The sequence below is a fragment of the Coprococcus ammoniilyticus genome, assembly GCF_025567345.1.
GTDB lineage: Bacteria > Bacillota > Clostridia > Lachnospirales > Lachnospiraceae > Coprococcus > Coprococcus ammoniilyticus.
In genome coordinates this window covers 316638-335448 of the sequence record NZ_JAOQJS010000001.1, presented here as the reverse complement: position 1 = coordinate 335448, position 18811 = coordinate 316638, and the positions used below count along the sequence as shown (strand labels likewise).

At 42.3% G+C, this 18811-nt stretch carries 14 protein-coding genes and 1 other annotated feature (1 of these 15 running past the window's edge); of the genes, 5 read left to right on the top strand and 9 right to left on the bottom strand.

Features of this window, described 5'->3' with window-relative positions; all coding sequences use genetic code 11:
• Window positions 1-207: 207 nt before the first annotated feature.
• Window positions 208-3654 (top strand): carbohydrate binding domain-containing protein, encoded by a 3447-nt coding sequence (locus OCV60_RS01360; RefSeq protein WP_117822448.1) that lies wholly within the window; start codon window positions 208-210, stop codon window positions 3652-3654.
• A 98-nt stretch (window positions 3655-3752) separates the two neighbouring features.
• On the opposite strand, the gene OCV60_RS01355 is transcribed toward OCV60_RS01360, so the two are convergent.
• Complete coding sequence (locus OCV60_RS01355) at window positions 3753-4637, bottom strand: YitT family protein (protein ID WP_008401711.1); 885 nt, start codon at window positions 4635-4637, stop codon at window positions 3753-3755.
• A gap of 193 nt (window positions 4638-4830) precedes the next feature.
• Here OCV60_RS01355 and OCV60_RS01350 point away from each other — a divergent pair, with 193 nt between their 5' ends.
• From OCV60_RS01350 to OCV60_RS01335, 4 genes are all read left to right on the top strand, one after another.
• Window positions 4831-5865, top strand: coding sequence for an alpha/beta hydrolase (locus OCV60_RS01350; RefSeq protein ID WP_117822449.1), 1035 nt, complete (start codon window positions 4831-4833; stop codon window positions 5863-5865).
• Between the two features lie 79 nt (window positions 5866-5944).
• On the top strand, window positions 5945-6778 hold the full coding sequence (locus tag OCV60_RS01345) for an Mrp/NBP35 family ATP-binding protein (RefSeq protein WP_117784589.1): 834 nt from the start codon (window positions 5945-5947) through the stop codon (window positions 6776-6778).
• Window positions 6775-7689, top strand: coding sequence for a radical SAM protein (locus tag OCV60_RS01340; RefSeq protein WP_117784590.1), 915 nt, complete (start codon window positions 6775-6777; stop codon window positions 7687-7689). Before OCV60_RS01345 ends, OCV60_RS01340 begins: the two co-directional genes overlap by 4 nt.
• Before the next feature lie 83 nt (window positions 7690-7772).
• Window positions 7773-9134, top strand: coding sequence for a CAP domain-containing protein (locus OCV60_RS01335; RefSeq protein WP_262529088.1), 1362 nt, complete (start codon window positions 7773-7775; stop codon window positions 9132-9134).
• A gap of 86 nt (window positions 9135-9220) precedes the next feature.
• On the opposite strand, the gene OCV60_RS01330 is transcribed toward OCV60_RS01335, so the two are convergent.
• From OCV60_RS01330 to OCV60_RS01295, 8 genes are all read right to left on the bottom strand, one after another.
• On the bottom strand, window positions 9221-10423 hold the full coding sequence (locus tag OCV60_RS01330) for a DHHW family protein (protein ID WP_262529087.1): 1203 nt from the start codon (window positions 10421-10423) through the stop codon (window positions 9221-9223).
• Between the two features lie 12 nt (window positions 10424-10435).
• Window positions 10436-11863: an MBOAT family O-acyltransferase gene (locus tag OCV60_RS01325; RefSeq protein WP_021944299.1), complete on the bottom strand. Its 1428-nt coding sequence runs from the start codon at window positions 11861-11863 to the stop codon at window positions 10436-10438.
• A 460-nt stretch (window positions 11864-12323) separates the two neighbouring features.
• Complete coding sequence (trpA, locus tag OCV60_RS01320) at window positions 12324-13094, bottom strand: tryptophan synthase subunit alpha (RefSeq protein ID WP_008401720.1); 771 nt, start codon at window positions 13092-13094, stop codon at window positions 12324-12326.
• Entirely contained in the window at window positions 13087-14271 is a 1185-nt protein-coding gene (gene trpB, locus OCV60_RS01315; RefSeq protein ID WP_008401721.1) for a tryptophan synthase subunit beta, read from the bottom strand. The genes trpA and trpB overlap by 8 nt, the downstream gene beginning before the upstream one ends.
• A gap of 94 nt (window positions 14272-14365) precedes the next feature.
• Window positions 14366-15196 carry an indole-3-glycerol phosphate synthase TrpC gene (gene trpC / locus OCV60_RS01310; RefSeq protein WP_262529085.1) on the bottom strand — a complete coding sequence of 277 codons (831 nt, stop codon included), beginning with the start codon at window positions 15194-15196 and terminating at the stop codon, window positions 14366-14368.
• A gap of 70 nt (window positions 15197-15266) precedes the next feature.
• Window positions 15267-16277, bottom strand: a complete 1011-nt coding sequence (trpD, locus tag OCV60_RS01305; protein ID WP_262529084.1) for an anthranilate phosphoribosyltransferase — start codon at window positions 16275-16277, stop codon at window positions 15267-15269.
• Window positions 16278-16511: 234 nt separating this feature from the next.
• Window positions 16512-17078: an anthranilate synthase component II gene (locus OCV60_RS01300; RefSeq protein WP_262529083.1), complete on the bottom strand. Its 567-nt coding sequence runs from the start codon at window positions 17076-17078 to the stop codon at window positions 16512-16514.
• Complete coding sequence (locus tag OCV60_RS01295) at window positions 17075-18562, bottom strand: anthranilate synthase component I family protein (RefSeq protein WP_262529081.1); 1488 nt, start codon at window positions 18560-18562, stop codon at window positions 17075-17077. Before OCV60_RS01295 ends, OCV60_RS01300 begins: the two co-directional genes overlap by 4 nt.
• Before the next feature lie 150 nt (window positions 18563-18712).
• Window positions 18713-18811 (bottom strand) — a binding site (T-box leader); it runs 150 nt beyond the window's last position.

Below are 18811 nucleotides of genomic sequence, written 5' to 3'. Positions count from 1 at the left end.
ATCCCCGTTCGTATAAAACAGTCATAAGACTATATAGTAAATATGACAGATAAAACAATAAGACTATTAGTAAATTTGTATAAATTGTATCATAAAACATGACTATGGTCAATAAAACGATATAAAAGTAATATAAACGATATAAAGAAAACAGTAGTCTTCTTATACTATTTGCATAACAAAAATTTATACGGGAGGTATGTATTCATGAAAAATGCAAAAAAGATTATTGCTTTTTTAATGGCTCTTACACTTTTAGTAAGCACCATCCAGATGCCGGTTATGGCTGCAACAACAAAAAAAGCAACAATCAAGACGGTATCGATTGTAAAGCCTGAGACAAAAACGCTTGTTTTAAAAGCAAAGAAATCATACCAGTTGAAAACAAAAGTAACTGTAAATGGAAAAATCAGTAAGAAAGTAACCTACAAATCTTCAAATGAAAAGGTTGCTACCGTAAGTAAAAACGGTAAAATCAAGGCATTGAAAAAGGGAAAAACAACTATAACAGTAAGAAGCAAGGTAAATAAGAAGAAAAAGACAACCTTGAAGGTTATTGTTGGAACACCTGTTAAAGCTGTAAAGCTCAATAAAAGCAAGGTGAAAACACAGGTTGGCAAGAAGGTAAAATTAAAAGCAACAGTTTCACCTAAAAAATCCAGTGTAAAGGGTGTAAAGTTTACTTCAAGCAATAAGAAGGTTGCAACAGTAAGTAAAAAGGGTGTTGTTACCTGTAAAAAGGCTGGAAAAGTTACAATTACAGCTACGGCTAAAGATGGAAGTGCAAAGAAGGCAAAATGTACAATTACTATTAAAAAGAAGAAAACTGAGCCATCCAATAAACCGGGAACGCCAAACAAGCCGGGAACGCCAAACAAGCCGGTAACACCAAACAAGCCGGTAACACCAAACAAGCCGGATGATAAAGACGACCAGGATAACAAGGGCGATGAAGACAACAAGCTTTCTTATGATGGATATAATCTGAAATGGGAAGATGACTTTGATGGTGATGCGTTAAATGAGGATGACTGGAATTATGAAGAGCATGCACCAGGATGGGTAAACAGTGAATTACAGGCATATGTAAAGTCTGATCAGAATGTATATGTAAAGGATGGAAAGCTGGTTATCCAGCCTGTCAAGACAAAGAATGAAGATGGTTCATATTCTATTACTTCAGGAAGAATCAATACACAGGGTAAGCATGATTTTACATATGGATTGTTTGAGGTAAGAGCTAAGGTTCCAAGTGGAAAAGGTTTCCTTCCGGCCTTCTGGATGATGCCAACAGATGAAAATCTGTATGGACAGTGGCCAAGATGTGGTGAGATTGATGCTATGGAAGTTATGGGGCAGGAAACAGATAAGGTTTATGGCACGATTCACTATGGAAGTCCACATGCGGAAAAGCAGGGAACATATACATTAGAGAATGGAAATTTTGCAGATGAATATCATACATTTTCATGTGACTGGCAGCCGGGTAAGATCACATGGTATGTAGATGGAATAAAATATCATGAGACAAGTGACTGGTTCACAGCCGTTGAGGGTGAAACAGAGGTTGCTTATCCTGCACCATTTGATCAGCCATTTTACATGATCTTAAATCTTGCAGTTGGTGGATCATGGGTTGGATATCCGGATGATGATGCAGATTATATCAATACTCAGAGTTATAGTATTGATTATGTAAAAGTATATCAGAAGGACAGCTATAATGAAGATGTAGAAAAACCTGTTAACGAAGTAATTATCCGTGATCCGGATGCAAATGGAAACTATGTAAACAATGGAGATTTTGCTAAGACAGAAGATCTCACAGATGACATAGACTGGAAATTCCTTACCACTTTAGAAGGAGAAGGAAATGCAGTTATTAAAAACAAGGCAATTGAAATACATACAGATAAAGCCGGAACAGTTGATTACAGTATTCAGCTTGTTCAGCCATCAATTCCTGCAGAAAAAGGCGGCGAATATACAGTAACATTTGATGCATGGGCAGATGAAGCACGTACTATGAAAGTAGATGTATCTGCACCAGATCGTTCCTACAAGCGTTATCTGAATGATACGGTTGTTGATCTTACAACAGAGAAGCAGACCTATACTTATACATACACCATGACGGATAAGCCGGATGCAAATGCACGTCTGGAGTTCAATTTCGGTGCTACAGATTCAACAGCTACTGTATACATTACAAATGTATCAATTAAAAAGACAGCACAGAAGGAAATTGATAATAGTAAAAAACCTTTATCAGATGGTAACTATATTTACAATGGTGGTTTTCAGGAAGGTAAGAATCGTCTCGGTGACTGGACTGTGACAAATAACTGCCAGGCAGTAGTTAGCGTAACAGGATTGGCAGATGGCCGTCGTCTTATGGTAAAGGCTGATACAAAGAATAAAGCGGATGTAATCCTTTCACAGGATGGTCTTCCACTTAACGTTGAGACAGAATATGCATTGAGCTTTGACGCACAGGCAGATACAGATATGCAGCTTGATGTAGTTATTGCAGGTGAAACATTTACTGCAGATGTAACAACAGACAAACAGACATTTAACTATGTATTTAAAACACCGGAAGAGTTAACTGATGCATTTAAGACGATAACATATTTCCTTGGAAATAAGGGAACGATCTATTTGGACAATGTTCGCGTTGTTGAAAATACACTGATTAAGAACGGAAGTTTTAAGGCAGGTTTCTCTGGTTACGAAGTATATGCAGAAGGCAGCACAGATGTATCTTATGTAGTCGACAGTCAGACAGAAGATTGTGCAGCAGATTTTACGATCAAGGATACAGGTGCTCAGGACTGGATGATCCAGTTAAAGCAGAACAATATTAGTCTTGAAGAAGGTCAGTGGTACAGACTATCATTAAAGGCAAAATCAGATATGAACCGTAAGCTTATGGTTGCACTTCAGAGAGATGGTTCATCTGATGATGACTGGACACCATATTCAGGATCAAAGACAGTTGATCTTACAGATGAATATCAGTCTATTGTTGTTGAGTTCAAGATGAAGAACAAGAGTGATCCTAGAACAATTTTAAGTATTTCTATGGGTGCTGTAGGCGGTGTTCAGATCAAACAGCAGCATAGAATCTGTATTGATGATATTATTCTTGAGAAAATTGATGCTCCAAAGGTTGATGAGACGGAGTCAGATGTGAATCTGATCAAGAACGCAGATTTCTCAGAGGGAGACAATGGACTTTCAAACTGGGAAGGTGGTATTATGGGTGATGCTGTTGGAACACAGACAGTTGATAAGGGTGTTATCACTTATGAATTATCAGATGTTGGAACTGCTGACTGGAATGTACAGTTGAAGCAGACGGGACTGGCATTGGAAAATGGAAAGACCTATGAAGCAAGTATTACTTTAAAGTCAACCGAAGCAAGAACGGTATTATTGAATTTCATGAGCAACACTTATAAATGGTATGGTGGAGAAACAATTGTTCTTCCAAAGAATGAAGAGGTTGTAAAAACCATTACATTCACAATGAATGAAGAGACAGATACTGATGCTGGATTCTTCCTCTCTATGGGTAAGATTGCGGATGTTGATACCCCTGCATCTACAATCACAGTATCAAATATCTCTTTAAAAAAGCTTGCTGAATAATTCACAGGCATATAAACACATAAGTATTTACACAAGACAGGCATCGGTATTGTTACCGGTGCCTGTTTCGATTATGTAGATAAGTTATCAGGATGTTATTATTGTTTGTTAAAGCTGTAAACTTCGGCAATCTCGCTGATGGAGACATAGGCTTTATCGTCAAGTTCATGGACAATATTCTTCATCTTTCCAATCTGGAAACGGTTTACAACAATGTAGATCATGGTCTTTTCCTGATCCGAATAGAAGCCCTTTGCATCGATCATCGTTATACCGCAGGAAAATGTATCCGAGAGTTCCTGACAGATTTCCTGTGGCTTCGTTGTAATGATATAGGCGGCTTTGGAACGGTCAATACCTTCTACGATAAAGTCGATAGTCTTAAGTGCAGCCATATATGTAACGATGGAATAGAGAGGCAGGATCCAACTGTTCAGGATAATGCCACAGATGATATAAAGCATTACATTATATGCCATAACAAAGGTTCCGACGGTGATGCCAAGGCGTTTGGCAAATATGATTGCAAGTGTCTCGATACCATCCATTGCACCGCCAAAACGGATCGCAAGTCCGCTTCCCGCACCGGAGATCAGACCGCCAAAGAGTGCGCACAGAAGCAGATCGGAGCCTGCAAGCGGAGATACAAATCGGACATCGACAGGAAGGACATCTGTAATCAACCATGCACCCAGAGAGTAGATCGCAACTACATAGATCGCATAGATGGTGAAGGTAGATCCCTGCTTTTTCCAGCCATATAAGAATAGTGGAATATTTAAAATAATAAGGAAAACAGAAAGTGACAGGTGTTCCGGAGTGATCTGACTTAGTAGCATGGAAGTACCGGATATGCCACTGTCATAGAGATTAACAGGACTTAAAAATATCGTAATACCGAAGGCATTGATAAGCCCGGCAATGGTCAGCCCGAGGATATTTTTCCAGTGTAGGGAACGAAAGATGGTTTTTAGTTTATTCATATAAAAGCCTCCTGTTCTGTCATATACATTTTTTACTATGGTCAAATATTACACGAGAAAACCATTGATTACAAGAGAATCGTGCTTAATTTAATTAAATCTTTACTGGAAGTTTATTGTTTTCTTGCATTCGTATTTGTCAGAGAGTAAGATAGACTTATATATTATGTGATATTAGAGGAAATAGAATAATATGAAAAATGTTTCGGAAATTATAGAGCAGGGAAATAAGAATGCAGAGCTTCCGGCGTGGTTAAATATGCGGCATGCATGGAGTGCCAGTGATGCAAAGCGGGATGAAGGACTGGCATATCCGGATAATGTAATTCAGATCAAGAATTTGGATTATAAGAAAGCGATAGACGTTAAAAAATGGAATGAATCTTTCCAGAGAGAAGATAATGAAAGAATCATTTATTATAATGAACCGGACGATGCTTCGAATCTTGATTCTGAACGTTATGCATCAAACAGTTTATTTGATATATATTATCCGGCTGAGCCGGATGCGCAGACAACATATCCGGTGATCGTCAGCGTTCATGGCGGTGGATGGTTTTATGGAGATAAAGAGCTGTATAGTTATTATTGCTGCCATCTGGCATCAAAGGGATTTGCGGTTGTGAATTTTAATTACCGGCTGGCACCTCAGAACAAATATCCGGCAGCGATTGAGGATGTGGCATACATTATCCATTATATTCACGAGAATGCAGGGATGCTTCATCTGGATACGGAAAAGTTTTATATGCTGGGGGATTCAGCAGGAGCGCAGCTTACGGCAAATTACTGTATTATTGCCGGGAATGCAGCGTATCGGAGCAAGCTGGATTTCTTTACATATGACAGACTTCCAAAGGCTGTGTGCCTGAACTGCGGAGCATATGAGATGGACAAGCGGGAGGATAATATTTCTGACTGGTATATGAAGAAGGAAGATGGAAGTTATGTAGTATCTGAAGAGCAGAGAAAGTTGTTCCTTTCACAGCTTGAGTATCTGACGAAAGATTTTCCACCGGCATATCTGATGTACAGTGTAAATGATGATCTGAGATTTCAGACCATTCATCTGGATGAACGAATGGAGAAGCTGGGTGTCCGGCATGTGATCCGGTCATTTGGAGAGAAACATCCGGACAGCGGACATGTATTTCACATTAATCTGAAAAACCCGGAAGGCGTACAGTGCAATGAGGAAGAATGTGCATGGTTCCGTCAGTATGAATAAGTACATGGCGGTTCATATAGAAAGTATATGTATTTGTAAGACTTGAAAAAATATGAAATGAAATTTGGAGTACAAGAAAATGGCAGAAGGTTGTAATCATAATTGTAGTAGTTGTGGAGAGAGCTGTTCATCAAGAACTGCTCCTCAGAGTTTACTTGAAACACCACATGAAGGAACAAAGATCAAACATATCATAGCAGTTATCAGTGGAAAAGGCGGTGTTGGAAAATCATCCGTAACGACATCCCTTGCAGTTACCTTGAATCGTCTTGGTTATAAAACGGCGGTTCTGGATGCAGATATTACCGGACCTTCGATTCCGACAGCATTTGGAATAAATGAAGAACCGGAGAGAGGCGATGATTTCCTGTATGCGGTTGAAACAAAGACCGGAATCAAGATGATGTCGATCAATCTGTTGATCGAAGATCAGACGGCACCGGTTATCTGGCGTGGTCCGATCATCGCGGGAGCAGTAAAACAGTTTTATACAGATGTTGTCTGGGGAGATATTGATTATATGCTGGTTGATTGTCCGCCCGGAACCGGAGATGTACCGCTTACGGTATTCCAGTCTCTGCCGGTTGATGGCGCAGTTATTGTTACAACACCTCAGGATCTGGTGTCTCTTATTGTGGAGAAGGCAGTCCGTATGGCAGACGATATGGGAATCCGTATCTTAGGTCTGGTTGAGAATATGTCATATTTCAAATGCCCGGATTGCGGCAAAGAACACAGCATCTTCGGTGAGAGTAAAGTAGAGGAGATACAGGATCGTTTCGGTATCGAGACGGTCGTAAAGCTTCCGATCGACCCTGCACTTGCCGGTCTGATGGATGAAGGTAAGATCGAGGATATGCCGGAATCAAAGCTGAAGGAATTCGCACAGACGATCGTGGGAAAGATAGGATGAAACTTAGAAAATTACTGGAAAGCTGCCACCTGTGTCCGAGAAAATGCGGGGTGAACCGCATAAACGGACAGACAGGGGCATGTAATGAAACATTATCAATATCAGCCGCAAGGGCGGCATTGCATATGTGGGAGGAGCCTTGCATTTCCGGAGAGAACGGATCGGGCGCGGTATTCTTTTCCGGTTGTTCACTTGGATGTGCATATTGCCAAAACCATGATATATCCGGGGGCTTGAATGGAAAAGAGATCACGATAAAGCGCTTATCGGAAATTTTCTTTGAGTTAAAAGAGCAGGGAGCCAATAATATCAATCTGGTAACGCCGGATCATTTTATTCCTCAGATCATAGAGGCAATCGATATGGCAAAGGAGCAGGGGTTCAATCTTCCGTTTGTCTATAATTGCAGTGGATATGAGGAGATCGACGCCCTGAAGCTGTTAGATGGATACATTGACATTTACCTGCCCGATTTTAAATATATGTCGGCAGAACTGGCGGCGAGATACAGTCACGCACCGGATTATCCGGAGGTGGCGAAAACGGCACTGGCGGAGATGGTACGGCAGGTTGGAGGAGATCAGACGACATTTGACGAGGATGGCATCATGAAGCGTGGTGTTATTGTCCGTCATCTGGAGCTTCCGGGATGTATCGAGGATTCCAAGGCTGTCATTCGTTACTTATATAAAACATATGGAAATAATATTTACATCAGTATTATGAACCAGTATACGCCGATGGAGGGTATCGGTAAGAAATTCCCGGAACTGAACCGCAAACTGACGGAACGGGAGTATGATGAACTGGTTGATTATGCGATTTCGATCGGTGTAGAAAATGGTTTCATCCAGGAAGGGGAAACGGCATCAGAAAGTTTTATACCTCCATTTACAAATGAAGGGGTATGATGCAGAAATGTCCGGTATAATAGTTGAAACAGATCAGATGAAAATATCTGGTTTAAAATAAAAAAGGAAAGGAAGATGGGAGTATGAAAAACATCTTAAAGCAGGCTGCAATGAGTATCTTACTTGTTGCGCTGGTGTGTTCTTTCTGTGTAACACCTGCAATGGCAGCGACAGAGTTTATCGGAGAGATAAAAGAAAACAGTACAGTTGTTTCAGATGAAAGTGCAGAACTTGCTGCAAGTTCAGGCTGGGTAAAGAAGAGTTCCGGCCGTTTTGAATATTACAGCAAGGCAGGCAAGGTAACGAAGAAGCTGGTGAAGAAGAATGGGTTCTTCCGTTATTATCTGAAAAAGAATGGCAAATGGAAAGCGCAGAAAAAGGTATGGGTGACAATCTCACATAACCAGTATTATGCGAATGCAAAAGGCAAGGTCACCACGATCTACTATGGTGCCAGCAAAAAGGCAAAGCGGTATTCCGGTGGTAAATGGAAGTATGTGAAGAATGATACTTTGCGTCTGGCAAATGGGAACGTGTATTATTTCAGTGCAAATGGTATCCGTCAGACGAAGCATAGCTGGTATAAGATCAATGATAATCGTCATGTTCTGGTCGGCGAAAAGGGTTCCGATACCGTAGATTATCTGTTGAAGAAGGATCACGGTGCATGGAAATGTTATGTCAGCACAAAGAAAGGCTGGGATAAGTTCAGAAGCAAGTGGGCACAGGCATATGGCAAGATCTATTACTTTGATGCAACCGGAAAGGCATCCAGAATCTACTATGTGGAGTCCATGAAATGCTATGAATACAAAAATGGCAAATATGTAATGTGGAGAAATACAACAAAATACATTGGTAAATATCTGTTGTATTTTGGTTCCGATGGTGTACGTGTTACCAAATCCGGTTGGTATAGGATATCATCAGATAAAGAGATCTATGTAAATTCACAGGGAGTTGTTACGGATTCCAGAACACCTGTAAAAGAAACAACCGGACATTCTGCAACCGGCTGGTATACGATCAAGCTTAGTAATGGCAGTACAAAGCAGGTATATGGATATTTTGATTATGATGCAGAAAATGCGATCATCCGTCAGTTAAATGCTTACAGAAAGGCAAATGGTCTTAATGAATTGACAAGATCACAGAGCTTGATGAATTCTGCAAGAGTACGAGCATATGAGTGCTCTTATTCCTTCTCACATACAAGACCGGATGGTACTCAGTGTTTTACTGCTTCATCAGAAATGAATGGCGAAAATATTGCAGCCGGCTATCCTTCTGCAGATGCAGCAATGACAGCCTGGAAAAATTCACCGGGACATGATGCAAATATGAAATTGCCACTATTCAGTAAAATTGGTGTTGGTGTATTTGTAGCAGTATCCAGTGATAATTGTGGATATAAATATTACTACGTTCAGAACTTTGGTATTTAGAAACAGATTGTATATTTTATTCATAAAGTAAAAGGTACTTCAGAATGTTTAACATAATTGTATGACATCCTGAGGTACCTTTATTTTTATAAGCCTGCTTTTATAAGGTCGTTTTCATCGGAAAAAGTAATGCAGTTATATAAGAATAATACCTGATCGTAGTCTTCGACATTTACCAGATTGCTGATCGATTGATTCGTGTACCGCAGGTCGATCATGGTCACGGTATCGTAGTTATTGATCAGAAACTGTATCATTGAATTCGCATAGCTGTCCTTGATCACAAGAATGGAACGGTTTTCAGAATCCGAAATATTTGAATCATTTGCCGCATCGGATGCTTTGTTACGGCTGATTGTTGCAACTGCAACATTCTGTCCGGTATAAGATGCGTATTTGTCTTTGACGTCCAGATAGTCACGGAAGAAAATGGAGTCATAGGAAGCTTCTTTATCAAGTCCATTCGAGGTTGTCATGGATGGTGTTGCACTATTATCTGCCAGAGTGTAGAAATCAATCTCATCTTTTGTAACAGACTGATCTAAGGTCTTTGAGAACAGGGTTCCCTGAAATTCTGTGCTGGCGGTTTCCTTTGTAAAATCCTTCAATTCATAAGGAGTATATCCAAGTTCTGCTCCGGCAGACTGATATGCATAGTAAGCACCAAGGGATGTCCAGTGGTGGTCGGTATGATAATAGATATACTCGCTATCATGTTCCTTTAAGGCATTATATATATTGATCGGTGTCACACTGGATAGTTCGTTATAACAGGATTCGATCATGTCTTTTTCATCAACTGATACATTCTTAACAGCCGAAGGCAGCAGGGAATTTCCATAGACACCGACAGAGGTCGGACACAGCATGAAGTAGGTTGGAATCTCCGGATGCTTTGCAGCGAAGCTGTTAATGACAGCAAGATTTGTATGGATCTTATCAGCATCATATGCCGCACCGATATCGTCATAATCCGAAAGTACCTGCATCATCCGATCGTCTTTTGTATATACTGTTGAAATCTCTGTTTTGCCTATCAACCGTTCAGAATCATTCATGGCTGAGATCCACTGTTCCCTGCCATAGAACCGGTCAGAGAACCAGGAATCAAAACCGTTCATAAATGTCTCGTCCTTGATGGAGGAAAGACTGATGGTTGGAAATTCCGACAGATAACGATTTTCATTTTCGGAAAAAGGCGCTTTCTCTTTTGGCAGCTTAACAAGTGTCAAAATGGGAAGAGCGATGATGATACATGCAAATATGATAATTCCGATTTTTTTATGCATAAGGGCTCACCTCTAAAAATTAAAGTACAAAAATGGGTTATAGCTTGCGTTGACAAGGTAGGCGGTGGAAAGCAACATCAGAATCGCCATCAAAATGACGCTTCCGTAATTGCCGACAGCCGGAACTTTGTCTGCGAGCTTAACAGCCAGCTTCTTTGGCAGATCCGTAGAACCGATGATCGCAATGATGAATAACAATCCGAAGTTCACAAGGATATATATGGTATAACTGTCGTAGAAGCTACTGCCAAAGCGGAACATCCGTCCCATATAGGAGAATGCCTGTGCGATCGTTGATGTATCAAAGAGTACCCATCCAAGCATGACGAGGACGATCGCATAAACACGTTTTATAATAGAAGGAATCTTTGTAAAGATATCCTGCTTTCCTACTTTTGTCAGAGCAGTTGTAACCAGCTTTTCTATAATGATCAGAACACCGTACAGAGAACCCCACAGAATGAAGTTCCAGCTTGCACCATGCCAGACACCGGTTAAGAACCAGACAACTGCGGTGTTGAATATCGTACGGGCAAGTCCCTTGCGGCTTCCGCCGAGAGGAAAATATACATAGCTCTTGAACCAGCCGGAGAGTGTCATATGCCATCTGCGCCAGAATTCACTGATACTCTTGGACATATACGGATAATTGAAATTTTCCGGGAAATGGAAACCGAGCATCTTACCCAGACCGATCGCCATATCAGAATAACCGGAAAAATCAAAATAGATCTGTAAGGTATAAGCGGCAATACCAAGCCATGCGGTTGCAACCGGAAGCTCGGATAAGTCCATAGCTTTGACATTTGTCCAGACAACACCGATATTATTTGCGATCAGAACCTTCTTGCCAAGACCGACCGCGAAGCGGAGAATACCATCCCAGATCAGGTCGATGTCGATCACACGTTCATTCAGCTCGGCAGCTACATCTTCATAACGAACGATCGGACCTGCTACGATCTGTGGGAACAGCGTGACAAAGGCTGCAAAGGTGATCGGATTCTTCTGAACAGAGATGTTCTTCCGGTACAGGTCGATCGTATATGACATGGACTGGAAGGTAAAGAAGCTGATACCGATCGGAAGCAGAGAGGTCGGTGAACCATAGTGCGTTCCGAATATGTTATTAATATTTTCTATGATGAAATTGCTGTATTTGAAAAAGCCAAGCAAGGACAGATTCATGACCATCGATACGATCAGTGCAAGCTTTCGAAGTGCCTGACGGTCGCCTGCCTTATAAATGACCAGACCTGCAAAATAATCGATCATTGTCGATGCGATCAGTACAAATACATAGATTGGTTCGCCCCATGCGTAGAAGAACAGTCCGCTGATCAGGATGAACAGGTTCCGTAACTGCTTCGGGACAATATAATAGATAACCAGTGTAACCGGTAAAAATATATATAAAAATGTCAAACTGGAAAAGACCATGTGATACCCCAACTAACTTCATTATTATGTCGACTTCTGTCGCCGTAACAATTATAAAGTTAACGTATGGTAGTGTCAATCAGATTAAATATTAAATATTTGTGAGAAACCGGCTAAGAAACGGGAAAATATATAGATTGTGTGTATAGTTACAATATCGGCAGGCATATACAGATATACAGCAGTATTAAGACTACCAATATAGGATTTTAAGGAGATGAGAAAAAATCAGCCCATGTGAAACCATGTGACTATATAAAAGAACTGCCTTACTTAGACTCGCTGTGGTTTCTATGATCTGCATATACGTGATTCGCAAATGTTCCTGTGCCAACTCGCCTTTCAGGCTCAGACAGGCACCCACATTTGCTCGTATATGCATCTCATTACGAAATCCTCACTAATGTCTTAGTAAGGCAGTTCTTTTATATAGATTGTATAGTTTCACATGGGTGTCCTTCTATCGGATAGCATCCTTCATGCTTGCGACATAGTCTTTGATGTAAGGAACGCAGTCCCTGCCATATTTGGCGCAGAGCTTGACGATGGCAGAGCCGACGATCACACCGTCAGCATGAGCAGCCATTTCCTTTGCCTGCTCCGGTGTAGAGATTCCGAAGCCGATCGCACACGGAGTATCCGTTGCGGCTTTGACCAGCTTGGTCATAGCACCGATATCGGTCGTGATCTTGCTTCTTGTTCCGGTAACACCGAGAGAAGAAACACAGTAGATAAATCCATTTGCTTCCTTTGCGATCATGCTGATACGGTCGTGAGAGGTTGGTGCGATCATGGATACCAGATCCAGATCATACTTCTTACAGATACCGTCGAACTCATCCTTTTCCTCATAAGGGATATCCGGCAGGATCAGTCCGTCAATGCCGATCTCCTTACAAATGCTGATAAATTTTTCAGAGCCGTAAGAGAAGACAACATTTGCATAAGTCATAAATACCATAGGGATGGTGACTGTCTTACGGAGCTTTCTTACAAGGTCAAATACATCATTTGTCGTAACATGGTTTGCAAGTGCACGGATATTTGCACCCTGGATAACAGGCCCTTCTGCGGTTGGATCTGAGAATGGGATACCAAGCTCGATCAGGTCTGCACCTGCTTCTACCATGGCATATACGATCTGTTCTGTTGTTTCAAGATCAGGGTCACCACATGTAACAAATGGGATGAACGCCTTTCCGTTTTTGAATGCATTTTTAATATTACTCATAGAGATCCTCCCCTCTGTATCTGGCGATGGCGGCAACGTCTTTATCGCCTCGTCCTGAAATGTTAATGACCATGATCTGGTCTTTGTCCATCTGTGGTGCAAGCTTCATTGCATAGGCAACCGCATGAGCACTTTCGATCGCCGGGATAACACCCTCGATTTTGGACAGATATTCAAATGCATCAACAGCTTCGTCATCTGTAACAGCGACATATTCTGCTCTGCCGATGTCATGCAGGTATGCATGTTCCGGCCCGATTCCCGGATAGTCAAGACCTGCTGAAATAGAATAAACCGGTGCGATCTGTCCGAATTCATCCTGACAGAAGTAGGACTTCATACCATGGAAGATACCCAGTCTTCCGGTATTGATCGTTGCGGCTGTCTCAAATGTATCAATTCCACGTCCGGCTGCTTCACATCCGATCAGGCGAACGCTCTTATCCGGAATAAAGTTATAGAATGCGCCGATCGCATTGGAACCGCCGCCGACACAGGCGAGAACGGCATCCGGCAGTCTGCCTTCCTTCTCCATAAGCTGTTCCTTGATCTCCTTGCTGATAACAGCCTGAAAATCACGAACCATCTCAGGGAAAGGATAAGGTCCCATAACAGAACCCAGAACATAATGAGTATCATCGATTCTGGAAGTCCATTCACGGAAGGTTTCGGAAACGGCATCCTTTAATGTACCTGTACCGGTTTCTACCGGGTGAACCTTTGCTCCTAATAATTTCATACGGTAGACATTTAAAGCCTGACGGATGGTGTCTTCCTTGCCCATGAAGATTTCACATTCCATACCCATCATGGCAGCAACTGTAGCAGTTGCAACACCATGCTGACCGGCGCCTGTCTCGGCGATAACTCTTGTCTTACCCATTCGTTTTGCAAGGAGCATCTGACCGATAACATTGTTGATCTTATGTGCTCCAGTATGGTTTAAGTCCTCGCGCTTCAGGTAGATCTTTGCACCGCCGAGATCCTCTGTCATTCTCTTGGCATAGTACAGACGGCTAGGTCTGCCGGCGTATTCATTTAACAGTTCTGTCAGCTCCCGGTTGAATTCCGGGTCATCTTTGTATTTCTTATATGCTTCTTCAAGCTCAAGCATGGCGTTCATCAGTGTTTCCGGTATGTACTGTCCGCCATGGATTCCAAAACGTCCTTTTGACATATATGTTTCCTCCTGTATGTGTTGTTTCTATATTATAAATATCATTAATGCTTTCAAATAAAGTTCGTTGTTCCTGCAGAAACAGGATCCGGTTCTATCCTATAGCTTCACCCCGTAACCATGCAAATGCGGCTTTCTTATCAGGGCTTCGCATAAAGGTTTCTCCGATCAATACTGCATCTGTGCCATTTCCCTTTAAACGGTCAATGTCCTCCGGTGTGCGGATGCCGCTTTCGGATACATAGACGACCGGTTTACCATTTATCGAATCCGGGATCAATGTCCGAAGTCTTACACTGTTCATGATGTCAACGGTAAAGGTCTTCAGATCGCGGTTATTTACACCGATAATGTCTGCGCCGATCGCGATCGCCCGTCTGACTTCTTTTTCGTCATGTGCTTCTACCAGAACGGACAGCCCGAGGCTTGTTGCAAGCTCGTAATAGCTTTTGAGCTGCTCGTCGGTAAGGATCGCACAGATCAGAAGGATCGCAGAGGCACCGATCACCTTTGCTTCATAGATCATATAAGGATCGACGGTGAAATCCTTCCGCAGGATCGGAGTGGATATTGATTCATGGATCGCTGTCAGATATTCGTTGCTTCCCTGAAAATAAAAAGGTTCGGTCAGCACGGATATGGCGGATGCACCGGCGGCTTCATATTCTTTCGCAATCTCGATATATGGGAAATCCGGTGCAATCAGTCCTTTGGAAGGGGAAGCCTTTTTTACTTCGCAGATAAAGGAGATTCCCGGCTTTGCCAGATTGTCACGGAAAGGAAAAACGGTATAAGGTTTTGTTCCGTTCTCTGTTTCCTTTTCTACGATTGCAAGAGCTTTTGCCTTCATTTCTTCAAATGAGATCTGCTCTTTGCATTTGGCAATCCGTTCTTTTGTTTTTGCTGCTATTTCATCTAAGATCATATATATTCCTCCATAGCGGTCCGGAGATTAAAGGTTCCGGGTCGGTTATGTGTTTTGCTTTTACAAATAATTAAGCGTTTGTTGCTGCTATAAAGTCTTCCAGCTTCTTCAGACCGCTGCCATTTGCCAGAATATCGGCTGCAAGGGCGAAGCCTTCTTCAAGTGAGATTTGGTTTGTGATATGCAAAGCTGCACCGGCATTTAAGATAACGGCTGTACGTTTGCCATCTGTGATCTTGCCGGATAAGATATCCTTTGTGATCTGTGCATTTTCTTCCGGTGTGCCACCGACCAGTTCGGCTTTGTCACAGAGGGTGAAGCCGTATGCGGTTGGGTCTAAGGTATAGGTGTTAAATGTGCCATCGTTGAATTCACATACAGTTGTTGTTGTAACCGCTGAGATTTCATCCAGACCGTCGTTTCCATGAACGACCATACCACGTTTTACACCGAGGTTGCTGAGTACTTTTGCAAGCGGATCAACGAGGGAGGCATCATAGACACCGAGTAACTGAAGATTTGCTTTTGCCGGATTTGCAAGAGGTCCTAAGATGTTGAATACAGTAGGAATCTTGATTTCTTTTCTTGGAGCACCGACAAATTTCATGGCTGTGTGATATTTCTGTGCAAATAAGAAGCAGGTACCAAGATCCTTCAGACAGGCTTCGCTGACTTTACAGTCTGCTGCGATGTTGACGCCAAGGGCTTCCAGGCAGTCGGCTGTTCCGCATTTGCTGGATGCTGCACGGTTGCCATGCTTTGCCACCTTACCACCGCCTGCGGCTGTTACTAATGAGGAAACAGTTGAGATGTTAAAGGTTCCTGCGCAGTCTCCACCGGTTCCTACGATGTCGATCTCCTCATCGACATCCGGTGTAAATTCACCACAGTGTTTTCTCATGATCTCAGCAAATGCTGTGATCTCATCGATCGTTTCACCTTTAATATGAAGTGCTGTTAAGAAGCTTCCAATCTGTGCCTGTGTTGCTTCTCCGCTCATAATTTCATCCATAACGGCTGCTGCCATTTCTTTGTCAAGATCCTTACCATTAACAACTGCTGCGATTGCTTCTATAATCATATTCATATCCTCCTTGAATGTATGTTCTAATAAACATTTGCGAATCCTATAAAGTATATTCATGATTAAACATTCTGACTTGCCAAAACAGTGGCATTTGAGACCGCCGGTTCTTGATGGTGCGTTAGCAGCATCTTAGTACCGCTGCAGGTCTCAACGAGCGGAAGCGTCCACTGGTTGGTAATGTCAGGAATGTTTAATCATAGAAATATAGTGCTGATTGCAAATGTTTGATTACGCCTCTAAAAAGTTTCGTAAGATGATCGTTCCTTTTGGTGTCAGAATCGATTCCGGATGGAACTGGACACCATATATTTCATAATCCTTGTGTTTGACTGCCATGATCTCATCATCGTCGGTTCGGGCAATAACGGTAAGAACATCCGGGAAGTTTTCTTCGGAAGCGGCAAGAGAATGATATCTGGCAACCTCGATCCGTTTCTGAAGTCCCTTGAACAGTTTGCAGTTGATGTCGACATTTGCAACGGACATTTTGCCATGCATCAGCTTTTTGGCGTATGTGATCGTTGCACCGTAGGTTTCACAGATTGCCTGATGTCCGAGACAGACACCAAGGATCGGAACCTTGCCGGCAAAATAGGAGATGGCTTCTTCACAGATACCTGCATCGGAAGGCCTTCCGGGACCGGGTGAAATGATGATCTTCTCCGAGTTCATTGCTTCAATCTCCTGACAGGTGTATTCATCATTTCGTATTACCTTGATGTCAGGATTGATCTTTCCTACAAGCTGATACAGATTGTAGGAAAAGCTGTCATAATTATCGATCAGTAATATCATGCTTCGTCACCTCGTATTTTCTGAGAATTAATCAATGCATCCGTTACGGCTTTTGCTTTGTTGATGCATTCCTGGAATTCATTTGCCGGTACACTGTCGGCTACAATGCCGGCACCGGAACGGACAAATACTTTATTTCCTTTGCGGTATGCGATTCGGATCGCGATGCAGGTATCCAGATTTCCTGAGAAATCGATATAACCGATCGCGCCGCCGTAAATACCTCGTTTGTTATTTTCAAGCTCGTTGATGATCTCACATGCCCGGATCTTCGGTGCACCGGATAAGGTTCCGGCCGGAAGAACCGCATCGACAGCGGAGATCGCATCCAGATCCTCACGGAGTGTTCCGCGTACGGTAGAGCCGATATGCATAACGTGTGAATAACGCTGGATGGACATGTATCGTTCGACTTCGACCGTTCCAAACTGACTGACCTTTCCGAGATCATTTCTTCCGAGATCCACTAACATATTGTGTTCTGCAAGTTCCTTTTCATCTGCCATCAGGCTCTTTTCCAGTTCCAGATCTTCGACCTTTGTTTTTCCCCTTGGCCTTGTGCCTGCCAGAGGAAATGTATGGAGAACGCCATCCTCTACCTTGACCAGAGTTTCAGGGGAAGCCCCGGCAACCTCGATCGTGTCACCATCAAAGTAGAACATGTAAGGAGATGGGTTTGTGCTTCGGAGCAGCCGGTAGGTATCGAACAGGCTTCCTTCCATTTCGGCTTCCAGTCGGTTGGAAAGCACGACCTGGAAAATATCTCCTTCATATATATAGTGCTTTGCCTTTTCTACCATCCGGCAGTAGGCTTCTTTGTCAAATAATGGTTTGAATTCTGTCTTAAGAACAGGAGCAGGAATATCGGCTTCTGCGCCATGGAGAATGAGTTCTTTCATTTCTTTGATATCCTGTAAGGCTTTCTGATATCCTTCTTCGATATTTGCTGTGCCGGCATTTGCGATCAGGATCAGTTTGGATCTTACATTGTCAAATGCGATCACCTTGTCAAATAACATCAGGTCGACATCCTGAAATCCTTCCTCGTCCTTTGCATCAAGCACCAGCTTCTTTTCACTGTATTTCAGATAGTCATAAGAGAAATATCCAACCAGTCCGCCGGTGAAAGTAGGGAAGCCTTCGATCTTAGGGCTCTTATAATCTTTTAAAACCTCACGGATGAAGATTTCCGGATGGATGCCGGAGGTCTCTTTGATGACTGCTCCGTTCTCATCCTTTAATGTCAGGGTTCCGTTCATACAGATGATATCCAGTTTTGGACTGTATCCAAGGAAAGTGTATCTTCCCCAGAGCTCCTGATTCTCCACGCTTTCCAGAATGTAGCAATGCTCATTTTCCGCTTTTAGTTTCTTCAACAGATTGATCGGAGTGATGATATCGGAGAGCATCTCATAACAGACCGGAACCATGTGATATCCCTGTTTCGCATATTCTTTTGCTTCGCTAAGTGTTGGTCGTATCATATGTTTCACCTCGTTCATAAATAATAGTTTAATAAGTTATTTGAAATTGTTCATGTATGGTGAGGTGCGCTTTGTCTGATCTGCTTTTTATAAAAAGAAAAAGCACCGTCAGAAGATTGTATAAAAAAATCTCATCCAAAAGCAAAACGCTTATAGGACAAGATACAAATACAACACTCCTGCGGTGCCACCTATATTCATCAAAATCTGATGCACTCAACCATATACTAACATATATGTACTTTCTAT